This window comes from Citrobacter amalonaticus Y19 (genome assembly GCF_000981805.1).
GTDB lineage: Bacteria > Pseudomonadota > Gammaproteobacteria > Enterobacterales > Enterobacteriaceae > Citrobacter_A > Citrobacter_A amalonaticus_C.
This window is the reverse complement of record NZ_CP011132.1, coordinates 705,107-716,903: the sequence shown is the minus strand read 5'-3', so window position 1 is coordinate 716,903 and position 11,797 is coordinate 705,107. Positions and strand designations below refer to the sequence as shown.

Sequence of the window (11,797 nt, the reverse complement as noted above, 5' to 3'; positions counted from 1 at the left end):
CTGATAAGACGCGGTAGCGTCGCCATCAGGCATCTCATCAATGCCGGATGGCGGCGTAAACGCCTTATCCGGCCTACGGGCAGGTGATACTCTTGTTTACTACACGTCCAGCAGCAGACGTGTCGGATCTTCCAGCAGTTCTTTAATCGCCACCAGGAAGCCCACGGATTCGCGACCATCGATCAGGCGGTGATCGTAGGACAGCGCCAGGTACATCATCGGCAGGATTTCCACCTTGCCATCTACCGCCATCGGACGATCTTTGATCGCGTGCATACCGAGGATCGCGCTCTGCGGCGGGTTGATGATCGGCGTGGACATCAGGGAACCGAACACGCCACCGTTGGTGATGGTGAAGTTACCGCCCGTCAGATCTTCCACCGTCAGCTTGCCGTCACGACCTTTGATTGCCAGCGTCTTGATGTTTTTCTCGATGTCAGCCATACCCAGCGTATCAACGTCACGCAGAACCGGGGTCACCAGGCCGCGCGGCGTAGAAACCGCCATGCTCACGTCGAAGTAGTTGTGATACACCACGTCGTCGCCGTCGATAGAGGCGTTCACTTCCGGATAACGTTTCAGCGCTTCCACCACGGCCTTCACGTAGAAGGACATGAAGCCCAGACGGATGCCGTGACGTTTTTCAAACGCTTCACCGTACTGCTTACGCAGATCCATAATCGGCTTCATGTTGACTTCGTTGAAGGTCGTCAGCATGGCGGTGGAGTTTTTCGCTTCCAGCAGACGCTCGGCAACGCGTTTGCGCAGGCGGGTCATCGGTACACGTTTTTCGCTGCGTGCACCCAGAGCAGGCTGTGCCGCTGGCGCTGGCGCTGCTTTGTCTTCGGCTTTCGCAGGCGCTTTCGCCAGATGCTTATCCACATCTTCGCGGGTGATACGACCACCCACACCGGTGCCTTTGATAGCACTGGCGTCGAGGCTGTGCTCAGCCAGCAGGCGACGGATCGCCGGGCTCAGCGCATCGTTGTTTTGTTCTTCCAGAGAAGCCTGCTGACGCTGCGCCGGGGTGGACGCTTTTTCTTCAGACTTCGCGCTGGTTTCTTTACCGGCGCTGTTGCCTTCACGCAGGCGACCGAGGATCTGGCGCGAGGTCACGGTCGTGCCTTCATCTTCCAGAACCGCATCCAGAATGCCGTCCGCTGATGCCGGTACTTCCAGTACCACTTTGTCAGTTTCGATTTCTACCAGCACTTCGTCACGAACTACCGCATCACCCGGTTTTTTGTGCCAGGTGGCAACAGTCGCGTCCGCTACGGACTCAGGCAGGTCGGGAACAAGAATATCTACGCTACTCATTATTTATCCTTTAATTAATCGACGTTCAGCGCGTCATTAACCAGATCTTGTTGCTGTTTCTGGTGAACGGACATATACCCTACCGCCGGAGAGGCGGAGGCCGGGCGACCTGCATAACGCAGAGCGGACCCAAATGGAATCACTTCACGGAAATGATGCTGGCTGCAGTACCATGCGCCCTGGTTGAGCGGCTCTTCCTGGCACCAGACAAAATCATGTACGTGAGCGTACTGTTTTAATACTTCCTGCATCGCCTGATGCGGGAAAGGATAGAGTTGTTCGATACGCACAATGGCGACATCTTTCTGGTTGTTCTTGCGACGCTGTTCCAGCAGGTCGTAATAAACCTTACCAGAACACATCACCACACGCTTCACGCCTTTCGGATCGAGGTCATCGACTTCGCCGATGGCTGGCAGGAAGGTGCCATTAGCCAGTTCATCCAGGCTGGAGACGGCCAGCGGATGGCGCAGCAGCGATTTCGGCGACATGACCACCAGCGGACGACGCATCCCGCGCAACGCCTGACGACGCAGCATGTGATACACCTGTGCCGGGGTAGACGGTACGCACACCTGCATGTTTTGCTCGGCGCAAAGTTGCAGATAACGTTCCAGACGCGCGGAGGAGTGCTCCGGCCCCTGCCCTTCGTAACCGTGCGGCAACAGCATCACCAGACCACACATCCGACCCCATTTCTGCTCGCCGGAAGAGATGAACTGGTCGATAACCACCTGGGCGCCGTTGGCGAAGTCACCGAACTGCGCTTCCCAGATAGTCAGGGTACGCGGTTCCGCTGTGGCGTAGCCGTATTCGAAGGCCAGTACTGCTTCTTCAGACAGCACGGAGTCCCAGACGCGGAAGGAACCCTGTCCGTTATGCACATGCTGCAACGGAGTATAGGTTGAACCGTTCGCCTGGTTGTGAATGACCGCGTGACGGTGGAAGAAGGTGCCGCGACCTGAGTCCTCACCGGACAGACGAACCGGAATACCTTCGTCCACCAGCGTGGCATAGGCCAGATTCTCGGCGCCGCCCCAGTCGAACAGCTTCTCACCGGCAGCCATCGCCTGACGATCGCCGTAAATCTTCGCGACGCGTGACTGCATCTCAACCGCTTCCGGCACCGTACTGATACGCTTCGCCAGTTCCTGCAAACGCTTCATCTCAACCTGACTCGGGTAGTTTTCGTCCCACTCGTGGTTGAGGTACGGCGACCAGGTAAAGGAGTGCATGTTCATCGGACGCCACTCTTTCACCACGCATTCGCCCGCGTCCAGCGCATCGCGATACAGGTTAACCATTTCAGTGGCATCTTCCAGCGTCGCGACCTTATCCGCTTCCAGCTTGTCAGCGTAGATTTTGCGCGGGGTCGGATGCTTTTTGATTTTCTGATACATCAGCGGCTGGGTTGCGCTCGGCTCGTCGGCTTCGTTGTGGCCGTGACGGCGGTAGCACACCAGATCGATGAAGACATCGCGTTTGAAGGTGTTACGGAAGTCCAGCGCCAGACGCGTCACGAATGCGACCGCTTCCGGATCGTCCGCGTTCACGTGGAAGATTGGCGCCTGTACCATTTTACCGATGTCGGTGCAGTACGGGGTGGAACGGGCATCCAGCGGGTTAGAGGTAGTGAAGCCCACCTGGTTGTTGATAACGATGCGAACGGTACCGCCCACTTCGTAACCCCGCGCTTTCGACATGTTCAGCGTTTCCTGAACCACGCCCTGCCCGGTGACCGCCGCGTCACCGTGAATGGTGATCGGCAGGACTTTATTGCTGCTTGGCTCGTCCAGTCGGTCCAGACGCGCACGCACGGAACCAATCACCACCGGGCTGACGATTTCCAGGTGCGACGGGTTAAACGCCAACGCCAGGTGAACCAGACCGCCTTCGGTTTCGATATCTGACGAGAAGCCCATGTGGTACTTCACGTCGCCGGTGCCGAGGTGTTCTTTATGTTTGCCCGCAAATTCGTCGAACAGGTCCTGCGGTTTTTTACCCAGCACGTTGACCAGTACGTTCAGACGACCACGGTGCGCCATACCCAGCACTACTTCACGGGTGCCGCTGTTGCCTGCATGGCGGATCATCTCTTTGAGCATTGGGATTAACGCATCGCCGCCTTCCAGCGAGAAGCGTTTCGCGCCCGGGAATTTCGCGCCCAGGTAACGTTCCAGACCTTCTGCTGCGGTCAGTTCGCTCAGGAAGCGTTTTTTCTCTTCACCGCTGAATGCGGCGCGACCGGATTCGATCCGCTGTTGCAGCCAGCGTTTCTCTTCGGTGCTGGTGATGTGCATGTACTCAGCGCCGATCGGGCCGCAGTACGTTTGTTTGAGCGCGGAAATCAGCTCACCCAGCTTCATCGTCTCTTTGCCGCCGGCAAAAGAACCTACGTTAAAGCTTTCCTGGAAATCGGCCTCAGTCAGATCGTGGAAGGAGGGATCCAGATCTGCCACAGTGTCTTGCTGCCACAGTCCCAGCGGATCGAGATTCGCATGCTGGTGACCACGGAAGCGATAAGCGTTGATGAGCTGCAGGACTTTTACCTGCTTCACATTGGTGTCAGGGTCGGAAATCGAAGAAGTGTAACGTGAGGCATCCTTCGCCAGACGACGGAAATATTCACGTGTTTTTGAATGGAATTGATCCGGTTTGACTCCGGTGCCAGGTAACTGCTGGAACGTCGAACGCCAGTTAGCGTCTACCGAGTCAGGATCGGTTAAGAAGTCTTCATAGAGCTGTTCTATCCAGCTCTGGTTTGCGCCAGAGAGGTAAGAAGAGTCCAACCAGGCTTTCAAAGCGCTGTTCTGCATCGTGATCCCTTAAGCATTTATATGCTTACTTCGCCGTGGATACTACCACGCATACGCCGTATGCGTGCCGGGGTTCACTTGTTACGGACTGTCGTGTCATCTGCGTCCGCTAAGGAACCTTTAAAAACTGTCTAATAATCGTCGCTGTTCAGGCTGCGACTGCGTTGCAACCGTCTCTCACGCCGGTCACATAGTGAACTATGCTCCCGGTGATTCGTTCCGTTCGCGCCTTGTCTCGCGCTGAACATCTCGATTATTGCTATCAATCTGGCAGTTTTTAGAGGTTTCCTGCACTCATTTGCCGGATGGCGACCCCGTAGGCCTGATAAGCGAAGCGCCATCAGGCAAAATGTGCCGGATGGCGACGTAAACGTCTTATCCGGCCTACAGGATTGCCACCGCGGGCAATGTCTACTTACGCACTGCGTTGCAACAGCATCGACTTAATATGGCCGATGGCGCGCGTCGGGTTCAGTCCCTTAGGACATACACTGACGCAGTTCATGATGCTGTGACAGCGGAATACGCTGAATGCATCACTTAGCCCTTCCAGACGGCTGTCGGTTTCGGTATCGCGGCTGTCGATCAGGAAGCGATAGGCCGCTAACAGACCTGCCGGACCGATAAACTTATCCGGATTCCACCAGAAAGATGGGCAAGACGTTGAGCAACATGCGCACAGAATGCATTCATACAGCCCATCGAGTTTTTCACGCTGCTCTGGCATTTGTAAATGCTCGCGAGCTGGCGGATTTTGCCCATTATTCAATAAGTAAGGCTTAATCTTCTCATATTGTGCATAGAATTGCCCCATGTCTACTACCAAATCGCGAACCACCGGCAATCCGGGCAGCGGACGGATAACAATTTTCTTACCCGGCTGAACCAGTGCAGACACCGGCGTGATGCAGGCCAGACCGTTCTTGCCGTTCATGTTCACGCCGTCTGAACCGCACACGCCTTCACGGCAGGAGCGGCGAAAAGAGAGGCTGGGGTCTTTCTCTTTGAGCTGCATCAGTGCGTCCAGCAGCATCATGTCGCGCCCTTCTTCGCCTTCCAGGGTGTAATCCTGCATGCGCGGAGCGTCATCAACATCCGGGTTATAGCGATAAATTGAAAACTCGAGTTTCATTGTCCTGTCTCCGCATTAGTAAGTACGAATCTTCGGCGGGAATGCCGGGCGCAGTTTCGGTTCCATGTTGACTTCACGTCGGGTCATGGATTCCGTCTCTGGCAGATACAGGGAATGGCACAGCCAGTTTGCATCATCACGTTCCGGGAAGTCGAAGCGGCTATGCGCGCCACGGCTTTCGGTACGGAAGTTGGCGGACACTGCGGTGGCATAGGCAGTTTCCATCAGGTTATCCAGCTCCAGACACTCTACGCGCTGAGTGTTAAATTCACTGGAGGTGTCGTCCAGACGGGCATTTTTCAAACGCTCGCGGATAGCTTTCAACTCTTCCAGCCCTTTCGCCATCGCATCGCCTTCACGGAAGACCGAGAAGTTATGCTGCATACATTCTTGCAGCGCTTTGCGAATCGCCACCGGATCTTCACCATCACGGTTATTGTTCCAGCGGTTCAGACGCGCCAGGGAAGCCTCGATTTCATCTTCTGTCGCATCGCGCAGTTCGCCCTGCTCGGTAATAGATTCCTGCAGATGCAGACCTGCCGCACGACCGAACACCACCAGATCCAGCAGCGAGTTACCGCCCAGACGGTTAGCGCCGTGTACCGATACGCAGGCGATTTCACCCACCGCGAACAGCCCCGGGATCACCACGTCTTCGCCCTGCTCGTTCACCGTCAGCGCCTGGCCGGTCACTTTGGTCGGAATACCGCCCATCATGTAGTGACAGGTTGGGATAACCGGAATCGGCTCTTTCACCGGGTCAACGTGCGCAAAGGTACGGGACAGTTCCAGGATGCCCGGCAGACGGGATTCGAGAACGTCTTTACCCAGATGGTCGAGTTTCAGTTTAGCGTGCGGGCCCCACGGGCCGTCGCAGCCGCGACCTTCGCGGATTTCGATCATGATGGAACGCGCCACCACGTCACGACCCGCGAGGTCTTTCGCATTCGGGGCATAACGCTCCATAAAGCGCTCGCCGTGTTTATTCAGCAGATAACCGCCCTCACCGCGACAGCCTTCTGTCACCAGCACGCCCGCACCGGCAATACCGGTTGGGTGGAACTGCCACATTTCCATATCCTGAACCGGGACACCGGCACGGATAGCCATCCCCACGCCGTCACCGGTGTTGATGTGGGCGTTGGTCGTGGACTGATAGATACGACCTGCGCCGCCGGTTGCCAGCACCGTCGCGCGGGCTTTGAAGTAGACCACTTCACCGGTCTCGATGCACAGTGCGGTACAACCGACCACCGCGCCGTCGGCGTTTTTCACCAGATCCAGCGCATACCACTCGGAGAAAATGGTGGTGTGGTTTTTCAGGTTCTGCTGATATAACGTGTGCAACAGCGCATGACCCGTACGGTCAGCCGCCGCCGCGGTACGTGCCGCCTGCTCGCCGCCGAAGTTTTTCGACTGGCCGCCAAACGGACGCTGGTAAATTTTGCCATCGTCAAGACGGGAGAACGGCAGTCCCATGTGTTCCAGTTCCAGAATCGCTTCCGGACCGGTTTTACACATATATTCGATCGCGTCCTGGTCACCGATGTAGTCCGACCCTTTAACGGTGTCGTACATGTGCCATTCCCAGTTATCTTCATGGGTATTACCGAGCGCGACGGTGATGCCACCCTGCGCAGAAACGGTATGGGAACGGGTCGGGAACACTTTGGACAGCAGCGCACAGGTCTGGCCGCTTTGGGAAATTTGCAGCGCTGCGCGCATACCTGCGCCGCCTGCACCAATGACTACAGCATCAAATTCTCTGACTGGCAGTTTCATTACACACCCCACACCACAACGAATCCATAAATCACGTAAACCACCAGTGCAACGACGATAGCCAGTTGCAGCGGCAAACGAATTGCCAGTGGTTTAACGTAGTCGGTCAACACCTGCCACATGCCGATCCAGGCATGAATCAAGATGGAGAAAAGTGCCAGCAGGGTGAAAACTTTGGTGAAAGCCGATGAGAAGAAACCGGTCCAGACTTCCCAGGTGAGTGAGCCGCTTGTGGCGAAAAAACCCACCATATAGATGATGTATAACGTCAGAACGATAGCGGTAGCACGGACCAGGATGAAGTCATGTACGCCATTGCGTCCTAGTGCGGAGGCATTGCTTACCATACGAGGACTCCTGCGAGAAGTGAAAGCACGACAGTGATAACAAAAGAGATTTTGGCAGAGCGTTTACCCGCTTCGAATGTTTCTTCCAGATAACCAAAATCCATCATCATGTGACGAACACCGACCACGACGTGATACGCCAGCGCGGTGAGGATGCCCCACATAATAAATTTAACAAAAAAGCTACCCATGATGGCGGATGCCTGTTGGAATCCTTCAGGGGAAGAGAGGCTGGTGCCCAGTAACCACAACAGGATCCCGACCGCCACAAAGGTGATCACTCCGGAAACGCGATGGAGAATGGACGCTATCGCCGTGATTGGGAACCGGATCGTTTGTAGATCCAGATTGACAGGTCTTTGTTTTTTCACATTTCTTATCATGAATAACGCCCACATGCTGTTCTTATTATTCCCTTTGGACTTCGGGTACAGAGAGTGAATCTCCTGTAGCCTGAAAGACGACGGGATTTCCTTCCTCCGGTCTGCGTGCGGGTCAGACAGCGTCCTTTCTATAACTGCGCGTCATGTAAAACACTGCTTCCAGTTGCTAAAACGACACGTTACAACGCTGGGTGGCTCGGGATTGCAGGGGTTTCCGGAGACCTGGCGGCAGTATAGGACGTTCACAAAATCATTACAATTAACCTACATATAGTTTGTCGGGTTTTATCCCGAACAGTGACACAGGTCACGATAACAACATTTATTTAATTTTTAATCATCTGATTTGACAATCATTAAACAAAGTTGTTACAAACAACACCAGAAAAGGCATATAATGCGTAAAAGTTATGGGGTCACTCTTTAACCTGCAAATAAGTTATGCAACAGTAGGAAGATATTGACCGATCCCTTCAGTACAGTTAATAGTGATAGACAGGTTGAATAATTCGGATTGCTAAGTTGTTGATTTGTTGCTAATTCACCATGAGTTAACTGATTTACCTGCAAGCGCCCATTGCTCTGTACCCTGGTTTTCTCCTCTATCCAGAGCGGCGAGCCGAATAACAAACTGGTAACGGTTGATTGATGTATCGATGGCAAATCTCACCTGAGTAGTCTTAAGCAATAAGGCGCTAAGGAGACCGTAAATGGCTGACACAAAAGCAAAAATCATTCTCAATGGTGATGCTGCTATTGAACTGGATGTGCTGAAGGGCACGCTAGGTCAAGATGTTATTGATATTCGTAGCCTGGGTTCAAAGGGGATGTTCACTTTTGACCCTGGTTTCACCTCTACTGCATCCTGCGAATCCAAAATTACATTCATCGATGGCGATGAAGGGATTTTGTTGCATCGCGGCTTCCCGATCGATCAGTTAGCCACCGAGTCTAACTATCTGGAAGTATGCTACATCCTGCTGAACGGTGAGAAACCGACGCAGGAAGAATACGACGCGTTCAGAACCACCGTGACCCGTCATACGATGATCCATGAGCAAATCACCCGTTTGTTCCACGCCTTCCGCCGCGATTCACATCCGATGGCGGTAATGTGTGGGATCACCGGCGCGCTCGCCGCGTTCTATCACGACTCTCTGGATGTTAACAATCCGCGCCACCGCGAAATCGCGGCATTCCGTCTGCTGTCCAAAATGCCGACGATGGCGGCGATGTGTTACAAATATTCTATCGGTCAGCCGTTTGTTTATCCGCGTAATGACCTCTCCTACGCCGGTAACTTCCTGAACATGATGTTCTCCACACCGTGCGAAACGTATGAAGTGAACCCGGTACTGGAACGCGCGATGGACCGTATCCTGATCCTGCACGCCGACCACGAACAGAACGCATCCACCTCGACCGTACGTACTGCCGGTTCGTCTGGCGCGAACCCGTTTGCCTGTATCGCGGCCGGTATTGCTTCCCTGTGGGGACCGGCACACGGCGGTGCGAACGAAGCCGCACTGAAAATGCTTGAAGAAATCAGCTCGGTTAAACACATTCCGGAATTTGTTCGTCGTGCGAAAGATAAGAATGACTCTTTCCGCCTGATGGGCTTCGGTCACCGTGTTTACAAAAACTACGATCCGCGTGCGACCGTGATGCGTGAGACCTGCCATGAAGTCCTGAAAGAGCTGGGTACCAAAGATGACCTGCTGGAAGTGGCGATGGAGCTGGAACACATCGCGCTGAACGACCCGTACTTCATCGAGAAGAAACTCTACCCGAACGTCGACTTCTACTCCGGTATCATCCTGAAAGCGATGGGGATCCCGTCTTCCATGTTCACGGTGATCTTCGCAATGGCGCGTACCGTTGGCTGGATTGCGCACTGGAGCGAAATGCATACCGATGGCATGAAGATCGCACGTCCTCGTCAGCTGTATACCGGCTACGACAAGCGCGACTTTAAATCTGACCTTAAGCATTAATCGTCAGACTGCCGGATGGTGACGCTACCGCGTCTTATCCGGCCTACTGTTGTCAATTCGTAGGCCGGATACGTGTTAGCGCCATCCGGCAACTTCCCTACCTTTTCTTGACCCTCGTTATATTAATCCTCTCTGCCCTTCTCTATGATTTACGGATAGTTTGTTCATTTTCTCCGGGAGCACAGGATGCCAGTTCTGCAGTGGGGCTTGTTGTTTTTGCTGTCGCTTCTTTTGTCCCTGCTCTTTCTCAGCATTCATCTTCCGGCGGCGTTACTGCTCGGCCCGATGATTACCGGCATACTGTTCAGCCTGCGCGGTATCTCCCTGCAACTTCCCCGCTGCACGTTCCTCGGTGCTCAGGCCATTCTCGGCTGCATGATTGCGCAAAATCTTTCCGCGTCCTTGTTGACCACTCTGGCGGCGAACTGGGCGGTCGTGCTGGCGGTTCTACTGGTGACGCTGTTTTCCAGTACGGTCGTCGGCTGGCTACTGGTTCGTTACAGTTCGCTACCGGGTAACACCGGCGCGTGGGGCTCATCGCCCGGCGGCGCGGCGGCGATGGTTGCAATGGCTCAGGATTACGGCGCGGACATCCGTCTGGTCGCCTTTATGCAGTATCTGCGGGTCCTGTTCGTCGCCGGAGCGGCAGTGCTGGTGACGCGGTTTATCATGGGCGAAAGCGCAGAGTCCGTCAGCCAACAGATTGCGTGGTTCCCGCCGCTGAGCGGTAATTTGTTCACGACACTGCTGTTAGCGGCGGTGGCAAGCGTCATCGGACGGGTGCTGCGCATTCCCTCCGGTACGATGCTGGTGCCGATGCTGATTGGCGCAGTGCTGCACGCAAGCGGCGTGATGGTGATTGAACTGCCGGAATGGCTGCTGGCGATAGCCTATATGATCATTGGCTGGCAGATTGGTCTGGGGTTCGACAAGCAGGTGTTTTTTATGGCGCTGCGACCGTTGCCGCAGATCCTGGTCTCCATCTTCGCCTTACTGGCGATTTGTGCGGCGATGGCCTGGGGACTCGCCCACTATATGCAGATTGATTTTTTAACCGCCTATCTCGCCACCAGCCCTGGCGGGCTGGATACGGTTGCGGTGATTGCCGCCGGCAGTCACGCCGATATGTCGCTGATCATGGCGATGCAAACCCTGCGACTGTTTAGCATTTTGCTGACCGGTCCCGCGGTGGCGCGGTTTATTTCTGCCCATGCGCCACGACAGGCCCATTAATGCTGGCAATGCGGACACCAATAGAACGGACGGGAAGAAAGCGTGGTTTTTGCGATGATCCCGCCGCAGCGCTCGCAGGGTTCACCGTCGCGGTGGAACACCTTGAAACGAAACAGCGCGCCATGATGGGTGTTGTCATCCGCCTGTCCGCGCGTGGTGTACGACAGGCGCGGAATATCCAACAACGCATGCGCTAACGCCTCAAGCTGCTGATCGCTAAGATCCTTCGCTTTGTGCTGGCCGGTTAATCCCACCTGCCAGAGGATCTCCACTCGCAGATAGTTCCCCAGCCCGGCAAGAAAGGCCTGATCCAGCAGCAGACCGGAAAACTGACGGTTGCGAAAACGCGGTGAGAGTAACCGGGTTTTCACCGTTTCGGGCGTCAGGCGCGGGTCCAGCACGTCCGGCCCGACCCGTTGCAGAAAGGGATGGGTAGTCAGTTGCGCTGGCGTCAGCATCTCGATGTCAGACGCGCTGTAGAGCAGAATGGTTTTATCCGCCGTTTGCAGTTTAACGCGCAGAACGCGGGTGGTTTGCGGCATTTCACCACTGTCCACCACGCGCCAGACGCCATACAGCTGGTTATGGCTATAGAGCGTCAAACCAGCGGAAAAATGGGTCAGCAGCGCTTTGCCGCGCGTCTCCATCGCCGTGACGGTCTGCCCCACCAGCAGAGATTGATACGGTTTTAACTGCGCGAAGGCAAACCAGACATCCGTCAGGGGTTTGCCTTTGATCGCCGCCTCCAGGTTATCCGCCGCGCGGCGGATCTCCGGGCCTTCAGGCATGGTTC

General features: G+C 55.1%; 9 protein-coding genes. 2 read left to right on the top strand and 7 right to left on the bottom strand.

Annotation, left to right across the window (positions count from 1 at the left end; genetic code table 11):
- Positions 1 to 99: 99 nt before the first annotated feature.
- The 6 genes from odhB to sdhC form a co-directional block, all read right to left on the bottom strand.
- Entirely contained in the window at positions 100 to 1,317 is a 1,218-nt protein-coding gene (odhB, locus tag F384_RS03190) for a 2-oxoglutarate dehydrogenase complex dihydrolipoyllysine-residue succinyltransferase (protein ID WP_046477555.1), read from the bottom strand.
- A gap of 14 nt (positions 1,318 to 1,331) precedes the next feature.
- Positions 1,332 to 4,133, bottom strand: coding sequence for a 2-oxoglutarate dehydrogenase E1 component (gene sucA, locus F384_RS03185; RefSeq protein WP_046477554.1), 2,802 nt, complete (start codon positions 4,131 to 4,133; stop codon positions 1,332 to 1,334).
- 415 nt (positions 4,134 to 4,548) lie between these two features.
- Positions 4,549 to 5,265 carry a succinate dehydrogenase iron-sulfur subunit SdhB gene (gene sdhB / locus F384_RS03180; RefSeq protein ID WP_046477553.1) on the bottom strand — a complete coding sequence of 239 codons (717 nt, stop codon included), beginning with the start codon at positions 5,263 to 5,265 and terminating at the stop codon, positions 4,549 to 4,551.
- 15 nt (positions 5,266 to 5,280) lie between these two features.
- Positions 5,281 to 7,047, bottom strand: coding sequence for a succinate dehydrogenase flavoprotein subunit (sdhA, locus tag F384_RS03175; protein WP_046477551.1), 1,767 nt, complete (start codon positions 7,045 to 7,047; stop codon positions 5,281 to 5,283).
- A complete protein-coding gene (sdhD, locus tag F384_RS03170; protein ID WP_046477550.1) occupies positions 7,047 to 7,394 on the bottom strand; it encodes a succinate dehydrogenase membrane anchor subunit in 348 nt (115 codons plus the stop codon). The genes sdhA and sdhD overlap by 1 nt, the downstream gene beginning before the upstream one ends.
- Positions 7,388 to 7,792 carry a succinate dehydrogenase cytochrome b556 subunit gene (gene sdhC, locus F384_RS03165; protein ID WP_043001371.1) on the bottom strand — a complete coding sequence of 135 codons (405 nt, stop codon included), beginning with the start codon at positions 7,790 to 7,792 and terminating at the stop codon, positions 7,388 to 7,390. The genes sdhD and sdhC overlap by 7 nt, the downstream gene beginning before the upstream one ends.
- 695 nt (positions 7,793 to 8,487) lie before the next feature.
- On the opposite strand from sdhC, the gene F384_RS03160 reads away from it, so the two are divergent.
- Both F384_RS03160 and F384_RS03155 read left to right on the top strand, forming a co-directional pair.
- On the top strand, positions 8,488 to 9,771 hold the full coding sequence (locus F384_RS03160; protein ID WP_046477548.1) for a citrate synthase: 1,284 nt from the start codon (positions 8,488 to 8,490) through the stop codon (positions 9,769 to 9,771).
- 186 nt (positions 9,772 to 9,957) lie between these two features.
- Positions 9,958 to 11,004 (top strand): AbrB family transcriptional regulator, encoded by a 1,047-nt coding sequence (locus F384_RS03155; protein ID WP_046477547.1) that lies wholly within the window; start codon positions 9,958 to 9,960, stop codon positions 11,002 to 11,004.
- Here the strand turns inward: F384_RS03155 and nei are convergent.
- On the bottom strand, positions 11,001 to 11,792 hold the full coding sequence (gene nei / locus F384_RS03150; protein WP_046477545.1) for an endonuclease VIII: 792 nt from the start codon (positions 11,790 to 11,792) through the stop codon (positions 11,001 to 11,003). The two genes, F384_RS03155 and nei, sit on opposite strands and share 4 nt — an antisense overlap.
- Positions 11,793 to 11,797: the final 5 nt, after the last annotated feature.

Bases quoted from the DNA above. Each gene is read 5' to 3' on its own strand.
- nei (WP_046477545.1), bottom strand. From the start codon at position 11,792: ATGCCTGAAGGCCCGGAGATCCGCCGCGCGGCGGATAACCTGGAGGCG.
- sdhD (WP_046477550.1), bottom strand. From the start codon at position 7,394: ATGGTAAGCAATGCCTCCGCACTAGGACGCAATGGCGTACATGACTTC.
- odhB (WP_046477555.1), bottom strand. From the start codon at position 1,317: ATGAGTAGCGTAGATATTCTTGTTCCCGACCTGCCTGAGTCCGTAGCG.
- sdhC (WP_043001371.1), bottom strand. From the start codon at position 7,792: ATGTGGGCGTTATTCATGATAAGAAATGTGAAAAAACAAAGACCTGTC.
- F384_RS03155 (WP_046477547.1), top strand. From the start codon at position 9,958: ATGCCAGTTCTGCAGTGGGGCTTGTTGTTTTTGCTGTCGCTTCTTTTG.
- F384_RS03160 (WP_046477548.1), top strand. From the start codon at position 8,488: ATGGCTGACACAAAAGCAAAAATCATTCTCAATGGTGATGCTGCTATT.
- sdhB (WP_046477553.1), bottom strand. From the start codon at position 5,265: ATGAAACTCGAGTTTTCAATTTATCGCTATAACCCGGATGTTGATGAC.
- sdhA (WP_046477551.1), bottom strand. From the start codon at position 7,047: ATGAAACTGCCAGTCAGAGAATTTGATGCTGTAGTCATTGGTGCAGGC.
- sucA (WP_046477554.1), bottom strand. From the start codon at position 4,133: ATGCAGAACAGCGCTTTGAAAGCCTGGTTGGACTCTTCTTACCTCTCT.